This is a genomic window from Parabacteroides chinchillae, assembly GCF_900108035.1.
Lineage (GTDB): Bacteria > Bacteroidota > Bacteroidia > Bacteroidales > Tannerellaceae > Parabacteroides > Parabacteroides chinchillae.
Window position 1 is genome coordinate 236,168 of record NZ_FNVS01000002.1, and the last position, 17,527, is coordinate 253,694.

At 38.8% G+C, this 17,527-nt stretch carries 20 protein-coding genes; 8 read left to right on the forward strand and 12 right to left on the reverse strand.

Going from position 1 to position 17,527, the window contains the following annotated elements:
- Positions 1 to 6: 6 nt before the first annotated feature.
- A complete protein-coding gene (locus tag C4S38_RS02930) occupies positions 7 to 1,401 on the forward strand; it encodes an MltF family protein (protein ID WP_103982484.1) in 1,395 nt (464 codons plus the stop codon).
- On the opposite strand, the gene C4S38_RS02935 is transcribed toward C4S38_RS02930, so the two are convergent.
- From C4S38_RS02935 to C4S38_RS02960, 6 genes are read right to left on the reverse strand one after another with little or no spacing between them, the layout of a single operon-like run.
- Positions 1,398 to 1,928, reverse strand: a complete 531-nt coding sequence (locus C4S38_RS02935; protein WP_103982485.1) for a hybrid sensor histidine kinase/response regulator — start codon at positions 1,926 to 1,928, stop codon at positions 1,398 to 1,400. The genes C4S38_RS02930 and C4S38_RS02935 overlap by 4 nt on opposite strands.
- A 60-nt stretch (positions 1,929 to 1,988) precedes the next feature.
- On the reverse strand, positions 1,989 to 2,750 hold the full coding sequence (locus C4S38_RS02940) for a PHP domain-containing protein (RefSeq protein ID WP_103982486.1): 762 nt from the start codon (positions 2,748 to 2,750) through the stop codon (positions 1,989 to 1,991).
- Positions 2,747 to 3,085, reverse strand: coding sequence for a DRTGG domain-containing protein (locus C4S38_RS02945; protein ID WP_099465536.1), 339 nt, complete (start codon positions 3,083 to 3,085; stop codon positions 2,747 to 2,749). The genes C4S38_RS02940 and C4S38_RS02945 overlap by 4 nt, the downstream gene beginning before the upstream one ends.
- Positions 3,072 to 4,451, reverse strand: a complete 1,380-nt coding sequence (locus tag C4S38_RS02950; RefSeq protein WP_103982487.1) for a [Fe-Fe] hydrogenase large subunit C-terminal domain-containing protein — start codon at positions 4,449 to 4,451, stop codon at positions 3,072 to 3,074. The genes C4S38_RS02945 and C4S38_RS02950 overlap by 14 nt, the downstream gene beginning before the upstream one ends.
- Positions 4,452 to 4,470: 19 nt before the next feature.
- The gene (locus C4S38_RS02955) at positions 4,471 to 4,884 is read right to left on the reverse strand and encodes an ATP-binding protein (RefSeq protein ID WP_103982530.1); all 414 of its coding nucleotides are present in this window, start codon (positions 4,882 to 4,884) and stop codon (positions 4,471 to 4,473) included.
- A 16-nt stretch (positions 4,885 to 4,900) separates the two neighbouring features.
- On the reverse strand, positions 4,901 to 5,245 hold the full coding sequence (locus C4S38_RS02960; protein ID WP_103982488.1) for a hypothetical protein: 345 nt from the start codon (positions 5,243 to 5,245) through the stop codon (positions 4,901 to 4,903).
- A 619-nt stretch (positions 5,246 to 5,864) separates the two neighbouring features.
- Here C4S38_RS02960 and C4S38_RS02965 point away from each other — a divergent pair.
- The 3 genes from C4S38_RS02965 to C4S38_RS02975 all read left to right on the forward strand — a co-directional run bounded on the left by C4S38_RS02965 (position 5,865) and on the right by C4S38_RS02975 (position 9,685).
- Positions 5,865 to 7,322: an MBOAT family O-acyltransferase gene (locus C4S38_RS02965; protein WP_103982489.1), complete on the forward strand. Its 1,458-nt coding sequence runs from the start codon at positions 5,865 to 5,867 to the stop codon at positions 7,320 to 7,322.
- 263 nt (positions 7,323 to 7,585) lie between these two features.
- Positions 7,586 to 8,245: a hypothetical protein gene (locus C4S38_RS02970; RefSeq protein WP_146059439.1), complete on the forward strand. Its 660-nt coding sequence runs from the start codon at positions 7,586 to 7,588 to the stop codon at positions 8,243 to 8,245.
- A gap of 66 nt (positions 8,246 to 8,311) precedes the next feature.
- Positions 8,312 to 9,685 carry an aminopeptidase P family protein gene (locus C4S38_RS02975; RefSeq protein WP_103982491.1) on the forward strand — a complete coding sequence of 458 codons (1,374 nt, stop codon included), beginning with the start codon at positions 8,312 to 8,314 and terminating at the stop codon, positions 9,683 to 9,685.
- A 73-nt stretch (positions 9,686 to 9,758) separates the two neighbouring features.
- Here C4S38_RS02975 and C4S38_RS02980 read toward each other — a convergent pair whose 3' ends face one another.
- Together C4S38_RS02980 and C4S38_RS02985 are read right to left on the reverse strand one after the other, a co-directional pair.
- Positions 9,759 to 10,259, reverse strand: coding sequence for a thioredoxin family protein (locus C4S38_RS02980; RefSeq protein ID WP_103982492.1), 501 nt, complete (start codon positions 10,257 to 10,259; stop codon positions 9,759 to 9,761).
- 551 nt (positions 10,260 to 10,810) lie between these two features.
- Entirely contained in the window at positions 10,811 to 11,350 is a 540-nt protein-coding gene (locus C4S38_RS02985; RefSeq protein WP_103982493.1) for a hypothetical protein, read from the reverse strand.
- Between the two features lie 154 nt (positions 11,351 to 11,504).
- On the opposite strand from C4S38_RS02985, the gene serB reads away from it, so the two are divergent.
- From serB to C4S38_RS03000, 3 genes are read left to right on the forward strand one after another with little or no spacing between them, the layout of a single operon-like run.
- Complete coding sequence (serB, locus tag C4S38_RS02990) at positions 11,505 to 12,731, forward strand: phosphoserine phosphatase SerB (RefSeq protein ID WP_103982494.1); 1,227 nt, start codon at positions 11,505 to 11,507, stop codon at positions 12,729 to 12,731.
- Positions 12,732 to 12,749: 18 nt separating this feature from the next.
- Entirely contained in the window at positions 12,750 to 13,052 is a 303-nt protein-coding gene (locus C4S38_RS02995) for a Dabb family protein (protein ID WP_103982495.1), read from the forward strand.
- Between the two features lie 26 nt (positions 13,053 to 13,078).
- Entirely contained in the window at positions 13,079 to 13,552 is a 474-nt protein-coding gene (locus C4S38_RS03000) for a C-GCAxxG-C-C family protein (RefSeq protein WP_103982496.1), read from the forward strand.
- 5 nt (positions 13,553 to 13,557) lie between these two features.
- On the opposite strand, the gene C4S38_RS03005 is transcribed toward C4S38_RS03000, so the two are convergent.
- Positions 13,558 to 14,262 (reverse strand): MgtC/SapB family protein, encoded by a 705-nt coding sequence (locus C4S38_RS03005; RefSeq protein ID WP_099465290.1) that lies wholly within the window; start codon positions 14,260 to 14,262, stop codon positions 13,558 to 13,560.
- 125 nt (positions 14,263 to 14,387) lie between these two features.
- Between C4S38_RS03005 and C4S38_RS03010 the strand changes: the two genes are divergently transcribed.
- Positions 14,388 to 15,152, forward strand: coding sequence for an exodeoxyribonuclease III (locus tag C4S38_RS03010; RefSeq protein ID WP_103982497.1), 765 nt, complete (start codon positions 14,388 to 14,390; stop codon positions 15,150 to 15,152).
- Between the two features lie 90 nt (positions 15,153 to 15,242).
- On the opposite strand, the gene C4S38_RS03015 is transcribed toward C4S38_RS03010, so the two are convergent.
- From C4S38_RS03015 to C4S38_RS03025, 3 genes are all read right to left on the reverse strand, one after another.
- Positions 15,243 to 16,154, reverse strand: a complete 912-nt coding sequence (locus tag C4S38_RS03015; RefSeq protein WP_103982498.1) for a dihydroorotate dehydrogenase — start codon at positions 16,152 to 16,154, stop codon at positions 15,243 to 15,245.
- Positions 16,142 to 16,921, reverse strand: a complete 780-nt coding sequence (locus tag C4S38_RS03020; protein WP_103982499.1) for a dihydroorotate dehydrogenase electron transfer subunit — start codon at positions 16,919 to 16,921, stop codon at positions 16,142 to 16,144. Before C4S38_RS03020 ends, C4S38_RS03015 begins: the two co-directional genes overlap by 13 nt.
- A 61-nt stretch (positions 16,922 to 16,982) precedes the next feature.
- Entirely contained in the window at positions 16,983 to 17,432 is a 450-nt protein-coding gene (locus C4S38_RS03025; protein ID WP_200817935.1) for a helix-turn-helix domain-containing protein, read from the reverse strand.
- Between the last annotated feature and the right edge of the window lie 95 nt (positions 17,433 to 17,527).

Sequence of the window (17,527 nt, forward strand, 5' to 3'; positions counted from 1 at the left end):
TATATAATGTATAAAAAATGTATCCCCTTCTTGCTCTTTTTGTTTCTCTTGGGCAGTTGCTACAGTAACAAACAAGGGAAAGAAGAGGATATTGATACACATCCTGTAGATCTGACACAATTAAAAGAAAAAGGCGAAATCACTGCTGTTACTCTGTATAGTTCTACTTCCTATTTCCAATACAAGATGCAACCTATGGGTTACGAATATGATCTTATCAATGATTTCGCCAAATCCGAAGGTTTAAAACTCAATATCAAAGTTGCCGAAAATGCTACCCGGTTAATAGAAATGCTTGAGGCCGGCGAAGCTGATGTTGTAGCCTATCCCATCCAAATAACCAACAAACTAAAACAAGAAGTACTTTTCTGCGGACGCGAAGAACAATCCAGCCAAGTCCTGGTGCAACGAGCCAATAAAGGCGATACTATACTTACCGATGTCACTCAATTGATAGGCAAAGACATTTACGTCAAACCCAATACAAAATATTCCGAACGTCTACATAATCTGGACGTAGAACTTGGTGGCGGAATAAACATTAAGGATATTGAAAAAGATACAGTCACGACAGAAGACCTTATAGAGATGGTCTCAAAGGGGCAAATCCCCTATACTATCAGCGACGATAACACTGCCCGGCTAAACAAAACTTATTATTGGAATATCAATATAAACCTGAAAGTCAGTTTTATGCAGCGCTCCGCATGGGCTGTACGCAAGAATAGTCCGGAGTTAGCCAAAGCCATCAATGAATGGGCATCCGACAAATCCGGTTCTTTTACCTTTAAAGCCGTGACCAAACGCTATTTTGAATTAAGCAAAGAACCATTCAGGGCAGAACTGCCGGAAGTAAAAAACGGACATATTTCTCCATACGACCAATTATTCCGAAAGCATGCCGCCAATATCGGATGGGATTGGCAATTGCTTGCTTCTATTGCTTATCAGGAATCACGTTTCAATCCATCCGTAGTTTCATGGGCAGGAGCAGAAGGACTTATGGGCATCATGCCAAACACTGCAAAAGCTTTAGGCGTAACTCCGCACGAATTAAAGAATCCGGAAATAGGCATACGTACCGGGGTAGATTGTTTACGACGGTTCAGACAAGGCTTTTCTAGCATAAAAGATCCACAAGAAAAGCTGAAATTCACATTGGCTTCATATAATGCCGGCATCGGTCATGTTTATGATGCCCAACGTTTGGCTGAAAAATATGGCAAAGACCCTAATAAATGGGACGGTAATGTTGCCGAATATGTCCGGCTGAAAAGCGATCCGCAATATTACAATGATCCGGTTTGCAAACACGGCTATCTTCGTGGTTCGGAAACCTATAATTACGTACAGGAAGTAATGCAACGGTATAAATACTACAAAGAGAAAACAAATAGCTAGTTACCGCCTATATTTTCACGTATCATATCCTTTATGAACAGCATCACTTTTGGATGGCTGACAGGCATACCATCCAAAGCTTCTTTTATATCATTCGTACTTAAATCGAAAAACTCTTTTCCTGACTGGTAACTAAAACAAATATTCACATCCGGATTTCCGGTAATCAACATAGCCACAGTTGCCGGCAAATCTCCCCACGGAGGACAATCTATATTAGTAGAAATAAAACGGGCCGTAACAGTTGTCCCTTTCCCCAATTCGGATATTATTGAAACACTTCCGCCCGTTTGTTCTGCATTTTGTATCAGAAAAGGAAGCCCCAGGCCTACCTTTCGGGTAGTTCGTGTGGTATAAAACGGATTAGTCACTCGCGCCAATGTTTCTGCATCCATTCCGCAACCATTATCTTTTACACATATTTCTATGGCGTCTTTGCTATCAGAAATCAAAAGACCTATTTCGGTTGCACCGGCACGGATGCTATTGGCTGTTATATCGGTTATATGAAAAGAAAGATTATCCATTCATTCTGTTTTAATTATTTTAATCCTCTGCAGAGCAAATGTGTTACCGAAAGAAACAGGCTATGCAATCTCATCGGTTTGTCCTGATGCAGACAAACTATAGTCTTTATCTCCGGCATAAGTTTTCCGTAAATCATTGAAGGTTAAATACTCTGTTTGCCACAAAGAGGGCTTGGTTCCTATTTGTCCGGGATAATGTGCATCCGAAGCAGAATAGCAAACATATTCATGTAAGTATGAATGCTGATTTAACAAAACCTTAAAACGCAATTTATCATTATATTCGACTGCATTTAAAGAAATGGCCGGATCAATGAATCCAAGTTGGCTAATCAAGCTAAATGAAGGACGTTCTATATGGGCTGCAACAACAAGACACCTTAAAGCCTTTGCCTTTGCTGTTATCTGGTTTATGCTTTGATCAAGTGCGGAAAGAAGAAGATAAGGCATTTCTCCGACGATTTCATCCCGGCGATTTACCCACACCTGGTCGCCGAAACGTTCCGTATCATTCGGAATTGGCGGCAAATGTAAATCCAAATAATGTTGAAATGCGGCTCTAGCATCCTCCGATGGAAAGAGTATAAGGCAATGTGCTTCTTCGCGGGTGGTAACTTCCACCCCGGGAAAAACCTTTAAACCCAATTCTTTCCCCAGAGCTTGTACTTCGGGACATTGCAACGTGCTATTATGATCCGTCACGGCTATAGCATCCAAACCTCGCGAAAGCGCGGTTTCCACAATAACCTGAGGGCTCATATCCAGGCTTCCGCAAGGCGAAAGACAAGTATGAATATGCAAATCTACTTTATACCGGTTCATTCGTTAAGCAATAATTGATATATTTTTCCGGTTACTTCGAAAGCGGAAAGCGACGTCCCAAGTACGGGGACATCTTCTTCCCTACCTTTTTGCAACGTTTCTTCATCAGGAGAAGCTCCGTTTACTATTAAAACAGCCGATATATCTTTCAGGGTAGCAACAGCAAGAATATTCTGGTGTGTCTGCATGGTTATCCAGATCATGCCTTCGTCTACATGCCCCATCACATCACTAAGCAAGTCGCTGGTATAACCTCCTGTTATTTCTTCTTCGAGGCCTTTTTCACCACAAAACACAGTCAGGCTTAATTCTTTTACTAACTCATTGACCTTCATATTTAGCTCCTTTCTTATAACAATCTTTGTTTAAACGATCTTTACCCCATGTTTTCTCTACCAAGCGAAAAGCATGCTCCTGATCCAGTTTACCATACTTCTCCATATTACGTTGCATAAAGATACAGTCGCTAAACTGTGCTTCGTGACGAACAATATCTTCGGCCAAACTCTGGCAATTGGGACTTCCGCAAGCTCCGCAATCTATCCCTGGCAAAAAACACATTAGCTTACGTACTTGCTCCATCTTACTCAATATTTCCTCTATCGAACCATTATAAAGCAATTTAGGATTGGGTTTAAGAGGTGGAATGGTAATATGTTGTTTCAGATAAGCCAGCGCTTCTTTCTGCTCGGCTGCATATATAAGTGGTGCTTTGTCACGCTTCATAGAGCGTTTCATAATACGTTCGGCCGTAAGGAAACGATTAGCGAATGTAAGAACCCCACCGGCACAGCTACGATCGCAAGCCCTCAGTTCCAGAAAGTCCACGTTGCGCACTTCTGTGGTTGTCTCCATCCGTTCCAGAAAATCAATTACATTATGTATTTCATCTATAGCAAGGCTACGACCGGAGAAGTGTTTTGCTTCACCTCCGGTCTGACTCCAACGCATTTCTTTTTTAGTAAGTGTCGGAGGAAGCTGGCATTCGGGTTTATAATCACGCGGACGGTTTTTTAGTATATGATATACCTTATTATATAAGGTGTCCATATTAATTACTCCCTTGATAGTAGATGAATAACCGTCAGCTCCTTTTAGTGCTGCGATCTTGGCGGCACAAGGGGTAATATAAAACATGCCAATCTCATTGGATGGTATGCCCTGTTCCTCTAAAACTTTATGATAATAAGTGGCTGTAGCATTTACTGGAGACTTTACAAGAAGCACGTTATCCACCAAAGCCGGAAACCTAACTTGTATCAAACGTATTATGGCCGGACAAAAAGAACTGATGACCGGCTTTTCATCAGCATTTTCCATCTGTTGGAGCATCTCACGATATATCATATCGGCAGTGAACTCTACCTGAAAGACATGGGTAAAGCCTAATTCATATAAAGCACTGAATATCTCCTTTTCGGTTGTATATTTGGAGAATTGCCCTATAAAGACAGACGGAACCAATACAACACGGTTCTTATAATCAAAGATACGTTGAAAGTCATCCTGCTCTACATAAATTGCGTCGGTTGGGCAAGCCTTGAGGCATTCGCCACAATCCACACACCAGTTTTTTCGTATAATTGCTTTTCCGTCACGAATACGGACAGCACCTGTCGGACACTTCGTCATGCAATGCGTACAACCAATGCATCGCTCATTATCTATTTTAAGTGCATGATAAAACTTTTCTTCTTCCATTTGGGTAAACCTCCTTTCTTCAGCCGAAATGTGTAACCATACGTACAGTCGTTCCCCGACCGACTTTACTATCTATTATCAACTCATCTACATTCTTCTTCATATTAGGCAATCCCATACCTGCACCAAAGCCCATTTCCCGAACAGCAGAAGATGCAGTAGAATATCCTTCCTTCATAGCCAACTCTATATCCGGTATTCCGGGACCTTCATCTTCCAGGGTCAATGTAATCTTATCTGCATCCAGGTCAGCCACAACCGTACCCCGCCATGCGTGGGCAACAATATTCACTTCGGCTTCATACAAAGCCACCACCACACGCTTGATAATTTTTGGATCGATAGACAATTGTTTAAGCACTTTCTTTATATTACTTGAAGCATATCCTGCTTTGGAAAAATTACCTCCTTCCAGTTCAAATCTAAATTGCATACGGCTTTTCTCCTTATCAATAAATAGGCGGAAGTCCACCTGCATATAACTCTCCTACCGTATGATACATAGAGTGTCCGGTTTCAAGCAAAACCATATTATTTTCTTCAGCAAGTTGTTTCATTTCCGGAGTAACTTTCTTGCCGCGCACAAATAAAATATAGGTTATCTCGGCAACTTCCGCCGTGCGAATCGTTTGCAAATTACAAAGGCCTGTCACCAAAAGAACATCACAACAGTCGAGTGTGAGCACATCGCTCATTAAGTCGCTTGCAAAGGCACAATCTATCTCGCAAGCCGGTTTATCTGAGCCACACACAATAATCGCTTCGGTAAGTTCCTGTATCCGTTGAATTTTCATAATGCTTATCAAAGGTTATATTCATAGTGGCAATGTAAGAAATATTTCGATTAGTTGGGATTGGTACGGTGAAAATCTTATTAATCTTTTACCTGATGGCGCTCAATAACTACCGTAAACCTGTCCAACCAACCTAAATTATCAATCAACATATAATAAGAAAAGTCTGACATATACTGGTTTTCTTTTAGAGTACAAAAATATAAATTCTTACCCATTAGGAATCAAATGCTACAACAGACATCATATACAAACCATAAATAATGCTTATCTTTGCATTAATTCTGTAGACTTATAGAGATAAGCCGCTACAGAAGGACATAAATCAGAACGAAGAGCGTTTCTAAAGATATTATTCTTGTCATAGAAAATCCCCAATTTTCGAAGCCGTACGGGAATAATAACAACAGAAATAGCTCACGCCTGTGGTATATGAACATCTCAGAGATGAGAGGGTTATATCATATCGGCGTGGGACTGTTGTTTATTATTTGTACGGTGGGTATGGGGATACCTCTATGACAAATAAGACATAAAGACAGTTCCCACGCTCTTTATTTATAATACTCTATTAGCTTATCGTCAGGGAATTGAGATAAGATATGACACAACTCTGCTTATGTTATTCAATTCATTTGAATTCTTTATTTTCCTGCCGCTGGTATTCCTGGGGTATTGGTTTGTGTTCAAACCGTTAAAATGGCAAAACCTGTTTGTTATCTTTATTAGTTACCTATTCTATGGTTGGTGGGACTGGAGGTTCCTGGTGCTTATTGCTTTCACGTCGTTATGCAGCTACCTAAGTGGTATTTACCTTGAACGAAACGAAGGTGATCGCAATAAACAGAAATGGATTAGTGCGAGCAATATTACTCTGAACCTCTTTATCCTATGCTTGTTTAAGTACTTCAACTTCTTCTCTGAGAATCTGGGGATTCTATTCAAAGCATTCGGAATACAATTGGACTTTGTTACGCTAGATATTCTTCTACCTGTTGGCATCAGTTTCTATACCTTCCAAGCCTTAAGCTATACAATCGATGTTTATCAACACAAAATAAAAGCGACACATGATCCGATTGCCTTCTTTGCTTACATCAGCTTTTTCCCCCAATTGGTGGCCGGGCCTATCGAGAGAGCAACGAATCTGCTGCCGCAATTCAACCGTCCCCGTACCTTCGACTACGACAAGGCAGTAGACGGTATGCGCCAGATGCTTTGGGGATTCTTTAGGAAAATGGTAGTTGCGGATAATTGTGCCTTATTTGCCAATGGTATTTTCGAGAATTACCAGACGATGAGTGGAAGTGCCTTATTCATGGGGGCATTCTTCTTTACAATACAAATTTACGGTGACTTCTCTGGTTATTCGGATATAGCAATCGGTTGTGCCCGTTTGTTCGGAATCAATTTGATGCAAAATTTTAATTATCCCTACTTCTCAAGAGATATCGCCGAATTCTGGCGCAGGTGGCATATCTCACTTACAACCTGGTTCCGCGATTATATCTATATTCCCTTAGGCGGAAGCCGTGCGGGTAAATGGAAAGGATTTCGCAACACAATGATTATCTTTCTAGTTAGCGGCTTCTGGCATGGCGCAAACTGGACGTTTATTGTCTGGGGAGCTTATCATGCGTTGCTATTCTTACCTCTGCTCCTTTTGGGCAAAAACAGAAAATATAAAAATATAATTGCGGAAGGGAAACTATTCCCTTCATTCAAAGAGATAATTCAAATGGCAACAACCTTCCTGTTGGTAGTTATTGGTTGGGTTATATTCAGAGCAGAAACAATTATGCAAGCCTTTGAGTATTTGAAGGGGATGTGTGATTGGTCGTTATTTACAGTACCCCAAATGCAAGGAATCGGGATAACCCAAACACAAGCTGCAATTACATTATTATCAATCTTTATCTTATTTATTTTAGAATGGACTTATAGGAATAGACCTTATGGTATAGCGATACTCTTTCCTAACAAAACATACCAAAAATGTATTTATATATTAATAGGTATTATACTTCTTTTATTTAGACAACTTGATCAATCTGCTTTTATTTATTTTCAATTCTAATTTAGCTTATGAAAAAGTTCTTTGTATTCTTGGTTAAATGTAGCTGTATCTTTATGTTATGTTACGTTTTATTTATCATTTTATTAGTAATATTCTATACTAATAAAAATATTACGGACTCCTATATAGCGTCAGACTTTGATAAACATAATCGTTTAATTCAAATTTCTTCTCCTAAAATAGTATTTATAGGAGGTTCTAACATTGCGTTCGGATTACATTCTGAACTAATAAAAGATTCTCTACATATAGAACCTGTTAATATGGGTATAAGTGCCGGCATAGGACTGAAATATATGCTTAAAGAAGTTATTCCTCATTTAAAAACAAAAGACATATTAGTCATAATACCCGAATATGAACAGTTTTCACCTAAATGTTATTACGGAGAGGAAACTTTGTCTGAATTATTACAAATTAAAAAAGAATGGAAAGAGTTAGTGTTTCAAACTGACTGGGTTGCATTTCCAAGTTCTTTAATTTCGAGAGTCATAACAGATATAATCTACCACTTTACAAATAAAGCAACTCCTGAACGTTATAGTCGAATAAAATTTAATGAATATGGAGATTACATAGGACACTGGCAGTTCAAGCATCATTTAATATCAGCCCCGCCAATCACAAGCTCTTTCAGTCCTAAAGTAATTGAAGATATTAAAGGCATCATTTTGCAACTAGAGCATAAAGGAGTAAAAATATATTTAATACCGCCATGTTATCATGCAGATAATTACAGCTTAGATTCTCAACGGATTCTGTCCATTCAAAAAGAGCTGCAAAAACAAGGAATTCCTTTTCTATCCAACCCGGAACGTTATGTATTTAATGATTCCTTATTTTATGACACTCAGTACCATCTTACAAAAGAAGGAGGTCTAATCAGAACCCAACGTTTGATTGAAGACTTAAAGCGCAAATGATTACTAAAGCATAATTATTCAAAAGATTATTTCTATCTTTGAAAACAACATATAAAACGTAATACTATGTTTAACAAAGAAATCTATATGGCCCGCAGGGCAAAATTAAAACAGACGCTGGGCTCCGGTCTGTTATTATTTCTGGGTAATGACGAGTGTGGAATGAATTATGCAGATAACACATATCACTTTCGTCAGGATTCTACTTTTCTTTATTTCTTCGGACTTCCGTATGCCGGATTAGCAGCAATTATTGATATCGACAATGATCGTGAAATTATCTTCGGAGACGAATTGACAATCGATGCTATTGTCTGGATGGGTACGCAGCCAACTTTAAAAGAAAAGAGCGAAAGTGCCGGAATCAAAGATGTCAGACCATTCAATGAAATAGAAACATATCTGAAAGATGCACAACAAAAAGGCCAGGCAATTCATTACTTACCTCCTTATCGTGCAGAACATCAGATCAAGCTACTGGCCTGGTTAGGTATTCGTCCGGGAGCTGAAAAACCATCCGTACCATTTATATATGGAGTTGTCAATCAGCGTAACTATAAGAGTAAAGAAGAAATTGCAGAAATAGAAAAAGCTTGTATCGTTACGGCAGATATGCACTTAACGGCAATGCGCACCGTACGTCCCGGAATACGCGAAAGTGACGTAGCTGCAGCTGTAGGCGAAGTTGCCTATGCTAACAATTACGAACTCTCCTTCCCTATTATCGCGACGATAAACGGACAGACGTTACATAATCATGACCACAGCCACATGATTAAGAGCGGCGATATGCTATTGCTCGATGCCGGTGCCGAAACAGAAATGGGCTATGCAGGTGATATGTCATCAACTATTCCTGCCGATTCTCAGTTTACGCCGCGTCAGAAAGAAATATACGACATTCAGGTAGCTGCCCACGAAGCAGCCGTTGCAGCTCTTCGTCCCGGTATTCCTTTTGTAGATGTCTACGAATTATCCTGCAAAGTAATTATGGAACGTCTGAAAGACCTTGGTTTTGTAAAAGGCGATCCGATGGAAGCCGTAAAAGCAGGTGCCCACGCACTATTTATGCCTTGTGGTCTTGGGCACATGATGGGATTGGATGTACACGACATGGAGAATCTTGGAGAAGTATACGTAGGCTACAACGGACAGCCCAAAAGCACAGAATTCGGACGCAAGTCCTTACGCCTGGGGCGTAAACTTGAACCGGGTTTTGTCCTTACAATTGAACCGGGCGTTTACTTCATACCCGAATTGATTGACTTATGGAGAGGCCAGAATAAGTTTACCGAATTTATCAATTACGAAAAAGTAGCAACTTATAAAGACTTCAGCGGTATCCGCAACGAAGAAGACTATCTGATTACCGAAAACGGCGCACGCCTGCTAGGTAAAAAGATACCTTTGCACACCGAAGAAGTAGAAGCTATCCGATAAGGACTAGACAAGCATAGAAATAAAAAAGGCTGTCCTCAATTAAAAGGACAGCCTTTTTGATAATAATCTTTCTTTAGATTTTCTTCAACACTTCAGTAAGTTTTTCCGGAGTCACGTTAGCTGCTACTATTACTCCTTTGTCGTTAATCAGAAAGTTTCTAAGTCCCCTTTGGAGATTATACTTCCGATACATTTCCGACTCCTTACCCAGTCCATCATGAAATTGCGTAGATAAATCCAGTTTATCAGCCTTTACTGTTTCAGTAAATATAGACGTCTTTTCGTCCAATGAAACAGAACGCATCGCAATTTTGTCCGAACCTAATTTGTTAACCTCATTCGCTAATAACACGTTACGTGCCCTCGATTCAGCATCGTAAGCCGCCCAGAAGTTGAGCAAAGTGTAACGTCCTGAATGATTCCGGAAATTGAAATCGCTTTCATTTCCTAAAGACTCTATTCTCGGAGCAAGATCACCTGGATTCACACCCTCAGTGAGCTTAGCTTCTTTTGAACCGGCAGACATTCCTAAGAAAGCAACCGATGCAATGAGAACATAAGTTCTAATCTTCATAATGTTATTTTTACGTTAAACTTAATCGGAGAAGAAAAAACAAACTCCGACTCCTGATTTTCAGGAAGGTATATAAAGACTGTTTCTTCGCTAAGAAACATATTCTTTACCCTTAACGGCAGCAAAGATACAGTTAATTATAGGTTTCCACCAAATTGTATAATATATTTCTACTTATTTACAAGCTTTTTTATATGTTTTATCGCATATATCAGCATAAATTTAACTGTTTTACAGCATATTTTTAGCAATTTCTAATTTACAAGTCCGGATATTATGTGTTTCTTTTCCTGCCTTTTTAGTAAAAAGTACAGTATAATTTATTCTTTTGGGCTGCTGAAAATTAATTTTGTCCTAGCTAAAATTTAATTTTGCCCCAGGTGAAAATTGATTTTTACCTGGGGCAAAAGAATAAATCATACTATAGAAACTGATAAATAATAGCCTGTCCGGAATTAAAAAACAAAGAGAAAAGATTCATAAACGGCATTGATAAATTCATATTGAACGGGCAGGAAATATGGGTAAAATAGAACAAAAAAGCCTGGTAATTAATTACCAGGCTTTTTCTTTATGTTTTCAGGAGGTGGCAAAGGCACACCTTCATTAATATATTCATCATATACAACCTTCGGATGATCTTGCGGTGAGGCCAGAATATTTTCCCCTTCAAAATTATCACGGCGAAAATTCTTCAACTTTAAGTTTTCCGCACTATAGTTTCTCAACGTTTCTTTTTTATCACCAAACAAAGAGCTATTCAGCACTTCCGAATTGAGTATATTCTCTTTTGGCGTTAACGATGGAAGGAGATTTTGCTCCAATAAGCCTCTGTAAGCTCCGATATACTCACACCAAACAGTTTTTCCACGTAAATAAATGCGATAGGTATAATTAGACCAGGCAGTAGTAACATGGACCTCTTCTTCCCAAATGTCGATTGAAGCCTCCGAGTCGAAATACGGATCCTTTATAATAACCCGTTTCAAGCCATGTTTTTCTTCCTTTACAAGGGTAAGCCATTTGTCTGAATGTAATACTTCGTCAATTATTTCGGGAAGCGTCTCTCTTATCTCAAACTGAATTCTCATACACATATGCCTGCCAGTCAGGACTTATTAAGGTCGCCAGGTTCTAAGTTAAACAATCCCTTTTTCTATATGTAACAAATATAGGGAAATTTGTTCGATGCTATGTCATATATTTACCTAATTCTTATGTACCTTTGCGCTATAATATCTTAATATGGTACAAAAAGACGAAATAATTCTGATTAATATAAACGGAACAGACCGACCTGGCGTAACTGCCGCCCTTACTGAAATATTAGCCAAGAACAATGCTGTTATCTTAGACATCGGCCAGGCCGACATCCATAGTCATTTATCACTAGGCATTTTGTTTCAAAGTACCGAAGGCAATTCCGGAGAAATACTAAAGGAACTTTTATTTAAAAGTTATGAATTAGACGTGAATATCCGGTTTAAGCCAATTACGGAAGACGAATACAACCAATGGGTCGGCATGCAAGGCAAGAACCGTTATATTATTACTATTTTAGGTCGTAAATTAACGGCTAAACAAATAGCAGGCGTTTCGCGCATTGTTGCCGAACAGGATATGAATATAGATGATATCAAGCGACTTACCGGACGTATTCCGCTGGATGAAAATGCACGTACACCCAAAGCCAGTGCAGAATTCTCTGTTCGCGGTACGCCCAAAAACAAAGAACAAATGAAAGCTGATTTCATGAAGCTATCATCTGAACAGGAAGTAGATATCTCATTCCAGGAAGAAAGTATGTTCCGCCGTATGCGCCGCTTGATTTGTTTTGATATGGATTCTACATTAATTGAAACAGAGGTCATAGACGAACTGGCAATACGTGCCGGTGTTGGAGATCAGGTTAAAGCCATCACAGAAGCAGCCATGCGTGGTGAAATTGATTTCTGTGAAAGTTTCCGCCAACGTTGTGCTTTACTGAAAGGATTGGATGTTTCAGTCATGCAAGAAATAGCAGAAAACCTGCCTATAACAGAAGGCGTAGATCGTTTGATGCATATTTTAAAGAAAGTCGGATTTAAAATAGCAATTCTTTCCGGAGGATTTACATATTTTGGTAACTACCTGAAACAGAAATACAACATAGATTATGTATACGCCAATGAACTGGAAGTTGCAGACGGCAAACTAACAGGTAACTATTTAGGCGATATAGTAGATGGTAAACGCAAAGCAGAATTACTCCGTTTGATTGCGCAAGTGGAGAACGTAGATATACGCCAGACTGTGGCCGTAGGCGACGGAGCAAATGATCTTCCTATGATTAGTATTGCAGGATTAGGTATTGCCTTCCATGCAAAGCCTAAAGTAAAAGCAACGGCAAAGCAATCTATTTCCACAATAGGGCTGGATGGTATATTATATTTCCTGGGATATAAAGATTCATACTTAGATGAGCAGATATAACTATTAAAATATAAAGATATGGTCAGACACATTGTTATGTTCAAGTTAAAAGAGTTTGCAACTCCGGCTGACAAACAAGCAAAAATGCAAGAAATCAAAGAAAAACTAGAAGCTTTGATTAACAAGATAGATGTTTTACGTATGATTCGCGTAGATTTCAATATCAACCCGGCAGAAACATGGGACCTAATTCTTACTACCGAACTTGATACCCTGGAAGACGTAAGCACATATGCCAACCATCCGGAACATGTTGCTGTATCTAAAGGAATTATAGGTCCGGTTAAAGAAGACAGAGCTTGCGTTGATTATAAATTCTGATAATCAACTTTTAATTTTGTATTATTATGAAAGACTTTGACATTGAAGAACGTGTAAAGCAAGCTGTAGAAAATTTTAATTCTGGTTATAACTGTTCGCAATCGGTTTTTCTGGCTTATGCAGATGTTTTTGAATTAACTTTAGATATGGCTAAAATGATGTCCGGTTCTTTTGGAGGCGGCATGGGACGTATGCGCGAAGTTTGTGGAACAGTAAGCGCAATGTCTATGTTAGCTGGATTCAAATATCCGGTATTAGATACTTCTGACCAGGCTGCACGTACAAAAAACTATGCAATGGTACAGAAAATGGCCGAATTGTTTAAAGAAAAACATCAAACAATTATTTGTCGCCAATTGCTTCCGGCAGCAGCAGCCGAATCAAACAGCCCTACTCCTTCTTTACGTACATCCGAATATTACAGCAAACGTCCGTGTGGCAAATTTGTTGAAGATGCAGCGCGGATAGCCGGAAGGATGCTTAAAGGAGAGCTGGAATAGACATTTTATGCCAATAATCTGATTTGGGATATATATCCAAGTTTTCGTATTTCAGCAAATAAAATGCTATACGAAGACTTGGATTTTACATTTACTTTATAAGTAATTATGGAAGTATTCTTATCATAATTATGTTCGTAAGACAAACTCACAATAAAGATGTTATTGTTTTCAAGGATCTCCCGTATGCCTTTTAAGTCTGGAGTTGAAGTAGAGCAATTAATAGTCAGCACTTTATTTACGCCATCCAGATACATTTTTCTTTCTAAACGTTCCAAGGAAACCAAAACAAATAGCGTAAAAGCCGTTGCGATTCCTGCTGCCAGAAACATACCGGCTCCAACAGCCAATCCAATAACAGCCATCACCCAAATACAAGCAGCAGTTGTTAAACCATGAACACTGCCATGGCTTTGTATAATAGCGCCGGCCCCAAGGAAACCAATGCCAGTCAATACTTGTGCAGCAATTCGTCCCGGATCGCCATTCAGAAAGTTAGGATAACATTGTGGAATCCAAATAGAAATCAACATTGCTGCTGCCGAACCCATACAAATCAGCGTAAAGGTACGCATACCTGCATCCCGTCTTCTGAATTGTCGCTCTACACCAATGATAGCGCCCAGAAAAAAGCTGATTGCCAATCGTACGGTTGCCGTATAAGGCGTCACAACCGTGCTATTAAGTATTTCCTGCAAATGATCAAGCATAATTGTTTCTTTTATTAACGCAAATATATAGAAATAATCTATCGTGTATACAGATTTCTAACAACATAAAATGGATGAAAGTTCGTATCTTTGGATCAAGATATTTATTTATAAGATAAAAAGATATGAAAATCATAACCTATAATGTAAACGGATTAAGAGCAGCAGTTGGAAAAGGTCTGCCCGAATGGCTTGCCAAAGAGGCTCCTGATGTTTTATGCCTACAAGAAACAAAACTCCAGCCAGAACAATTTCCGGCAGAAGTCTTTGAAAGCCTGGGATATAAGTCTTTTCTTTATAGTGCTAAAAAAAAGGGATATAGCGGAGTTGCCTTATTGACAAAAACGAATCCCGATCATGTAGAATATGGTATTGGTCTAGAAAAATATGACAATGAAGGAAGATTTATTCGTGCTGATTTCGGCAATCTTTCTATTGTAAGCGTATATCATCCGTCCGGTACCAGCGGCGATGAAAGACAAGGTTTTAAAATGATATGGCTGGAAGATTTCCAGAATTATGTAGTTGAATTGAGAAAATCGCGCCCTAATCTGATTTTATGCGGAGACTATAATATATGCCATGAACCTATCGACATCCACGATCCGGTCAGGAATGCCAGAAACAGTGGATTTCTTCCAGAAGAAAGAGAATGGATGACGCGCTTCCTATCAGTTGGTTTTACCGATACATTCAGGTTTCTGCATCCTGATAAGCAAGAATATACGTGGTGGAGTTACCGGTTTAATTCGCGGTCTAAAAATAAAGGTTGGCGTATAGATTACTGTATGGTTACAGATTCCGTTAAGCCTTTACTTAAAGATGCTTACATATTAAATGATGCCGTACATTCAGATCACTGTCCGGCCGTTTTGGAGATTACGGAATAAGAAAAAAGCTAAAAGGAGAAAAGATCCCATTCGGATAAAATTCATATTTCTTTCGAGAGAAATCCAAATTCCTTCCGAATGGGATTTATTTTAAGCATCTAATGCACCTATCAATTCGCTGGCAGATTTAAAACCGTGGCGATTACAATATTCATTCAATCCATCAATTACTTTAACAGAAACTGTAGGATCTATAAAATTATAAGTACCGATCTGTATGGCAGTTGATCCTGCCAACATAAACTCTACAGCATCTTTCCAATTTGAAATGCCGCCTAATCCGATAATAGGAATCTTTACAGCCTTATAAGTCTGCCAAACCATACGTAAAGCTACAGGTTTCACACACGGGCCAGATAAACCTCCCGTAACTGTAGACAATACCGGTTTACGCTTTTCCGCATCAATAGCCATTCCCAGCATCGTATTTATAAGAGATACAGAATCTGCACCTTCAGCTTCTACAGCTCTGGCAATTTCCGTAATATCCGTCACATTAGGAGATAATTTAACTATCAGTGTTTTAGGATAAACCTTACGGACTGCGCGAACTACTTCTGCAGCTCCACCACAAGTGACCCCGAAAGCCATACCGCCTTGTTTCACATTAGGGCAGCTAATATTTAACTCTATTGCCGGAATTTTATCTAATTCTGCTATTTTTTCGGCACATTGCACGTAAGTTTCAACGGACGATCCGCTTACATTTACAATCATGTGCGTATCAATATCCTTAATTTCAGGATAAATATGTTCAGCAAAATAATCAGCACCTTTATTCTGAAGACCTACAGCATTCAACATACCTGCAGGTGTTTCTGCCATACGCGGATAATTATTGCCTTCACGAGATTGAATGGTTGTCCCTTTTACAAAAATACCACCTAAACGGGTAATATCTATTAAATCGGCATACTCGATACCATATCCGAAAGTTCCGGATGCAGTCATAATCGGGTTTTTCAACTCCAGATTACCAATATTTACATTCAATTCAGCCATGTCAACTTATTTATATTAAATACAGGCCCTTCAGTACACACACACACATGATGGCCTTCGTTATCCTTTTCAACACAACATAAACATGCTCCGATACCGCACGCCATCGTATTCTCCAAAGAAACTTCACATGTAATAGACTCAGATGCCGCATATTTAGCTACAGCAACCATCATTGGCTTAGGTCCACATGTGTAAATCCTATCAAAATGTTGAGCTTTTAGTATAGAATGATTGGTTACATATCCTTTTTCGCCCAAAGAGCCGTCTTCTGTTGTAACATATACGGTACCAAATTGCTCAAATTGTTCCAATTGTAATACATCTTCCTTTGAGCGAGCACCTAAAAGAAACATAGGTTCCAATCCTGCACTTTTTAGTATAGCGCCAAGATATAGCATTGGGGCCGTTCCGACACCGCCGCCAATCAGTAAAACTTTTTCAGTATTACATTCCGGAATGGTAAATCCATTTCCTAAAGGTAAAATAATGTTGATAATATCCCCAGGACGATATTCGGCCATTTTTCGGGTTCCATCTCCAACTAATTGTATAAGCAACCATAGCTCATTAGTTTCCTTATCTATATAATTGATAGAAATAGGACGACGAAGAAATGTCGTAGGAGAGTTATCTACACGAACCTCCACAAATTGGCCCGGAATCATTTCTGGTAGAGTCTGATCGGAGGTTAGCTTTAGCAGGCAGTAATTTTTATGAAGGCAACGATTTTCAGTAACCTTCATATCTAAGATGTACTTCTTCATATATGATCACTCAATTTGAGTACAAAGATACATGAATATGGCATATATACCCAATATTGAGCTAGTCTTTCTTATTTTTTTCTGATACAAAAGTATCGAATGTATTATCTGAATAAAAAATCATTATTTTACTTACATTTTTAGAAGGTTTTTCTATTGGTATAACTTGTTCAACAACAGCTTGTTTACAAGTGTTTACAGGTATCTCAACCCCATTTTCCCTGCGATATTCGGGAACAACTTGTACTACGGGCGGATTTATTGGAGTATTAGAGAATAAATTCGGCTCTGTTAATACATGTTCCCTTATCATTTCGCCTTTTCCAAATAACAACCAGTCAGAATCTACATAAGTAAATCTCTCCAATATCTTAATAAGTACGTCTAAACTCGGATTATTTCTACCTGATATAATATGTGACATAGCAGAACGTTGAATCCCGATAGATTCAGCAAATTTAGAAGGGGTAAGTCCTTCTCGTTCCATTAGTTTTAATATACGATCTCTCATTATCTCTGATAGATATTATTGTTATGAAAACACTGACAATATGACTTGTTTACAATAATGATATACACATTTGTAGAACGACACAAATATATATT

What these genes read in the sequence shown, in the direction of transcription:
- C4S38_RS02930 (WP_103982484.1), top strand. Translation starts at nt 7, where the DNA reads ATGTATAAAAAATGTATCCCCTTCTTGCTCTTTTTGTTTCTCTTGGGC.
- C4S38_RS02935 (WP_103982485.1), bottom strand. Translation starts at nt 1,928, where the DNA reads ATGGATAATCTTTCTTTTCATATAACCGATATAACAGCCAATAGCATC.
- C4S38_RS02940 (WP_103982486.1), bottom strand. Translation starts at nt 2,750, where the DNA reads ATGAACCGGTATAAAGTAGATTTGCATATTCATACTTGTCTTTCGCCT.
- C4S38_RS02945 (WP_099465536.1), bottom strand. Translation starts at nt 3,085, where the DNA reads ATGAAGGTCAATGAGTTAGTAAAAGAATTAAGCCTGACTGTGTTTTGT.
- C4S38_RS02950 (WP_103982487.1), bottom strand. Translation starts at nt 4,451, where the DNA reads ATGGAAGAAGAAAAGTTTTATCATGCACTTAAAATAGATAATGAGCGA.
- C4S38_RS02955 (WP_103982530.1), bottom strand. Translation starts at nt 4,884, where the DNA reads ATGCAATTTAGATTTGAACTGGAAGGAGGTAATTTTTCCAAAGCAGGA.
- C4S38_RS02960 (WP_103982488.1), bottom strand. Translation starts at nt 5,245, where the DNA reads ATGAAAATTCAACGGATACAGGAACTTACCGAAGCGATTATTGTGTGT.
- C4S38_RS02965 (WP_103982489.1), top strand. Translation starts at nt 5,865, where the DNA reads ATGTTATTCAATTCATTTGAATTCTTTATTTTCCTGCCGCTGGTATTC.
- C4S38_RS02970 (WP_146059439.1), top strand. Translation starts at nt 7,586, where the DNA reads ATGGGTATAAGTGCCGGCATAGGACTGAAATATATGCTTAAAGAAGTT.
- C4S38_RS02975 (WP_103982491.1), top strand. Translation starts at nt 8,312, where the DNA reads ATGTTTAACAAAGAAATCTATATGGCCCGCAGGGCAAAATTAAAACAG.
- C4S38_RS02980 (WP_103982492.1), bottom strand. Translation starts at nt 10,259, where the DNA reads ATGAAGATTAGAACTTATGTTCTCATTGCATCGGTTGCTTTCTTAGGA.
- C4S38_RS02985 (WP_103982493.1), bottom strand. Translation starts at nt 11,350, where the DNA reads ATGAGAATTCAGTTTGAGATAAGAGAGACGCTTCCCGAAATAATTGAC.
- serB (WP_103982494.1), top strand. Translation starts at nt 11,505, where the DNA reads ATGGTACAAAAAGACGAAATAATTCTGATTAATATAAACGGAACAGAC.
- C4S38_RS02995 (WP_103982495.1), top strand. Translation starts at nt 12,750, where the DNA reads ATGGTCAGACACATTGTTATGTTCAAGTTAAAAGAGTTTGCAACTCCG.
- C4S38_RS03000 (WP_103982496.1), top strand. Translation starts at nt 13,079, where the DNA reads ATGAAAGACTTTGACATTGAAGAACGTGTAAAGCAAGCTGTAGAAAAT.
- C4S38_RS03005 (WP_099465290.1), bottom strand. Translation starts at nt 14,262, where the DNA reads ATGCTTGATCATTTGCAGGAAATACTTAATAGCACGGTTGTGACGCCT.
- C4S38_RS03010 (WP_103982497.1), top strand. Translation starts at nt 14,388, where the DNA reads ATGAAAATCATAACCTATAATGTAAACGGATTAAGAGCAGCAGTTGGA.
- C4S38_RS03015 (WP_103982498.1), bottom strand. Translation starts at nt 16,154, where the DNA reads ATGGCTGAATTGAATGTAAATATTGGTAATCTGGAGTTGAAAAACCCG.
- C4S38_RS03020 (WP_103982499.1), bottom strand. Translation starts at nt 16,921, where the DNA reads ATGAAGAAGTACATCTTAGATATGAAGGTTACTGAAAATCGTTGCCTT.
- C4S38_RS03025 (WP_200817935.1), bottom strand. Translation starts at nt 17,432, where the DNA reads ATGAGAGATCGTATATTAAAACTAATGGAACGAGAAGGACTTACCCCT.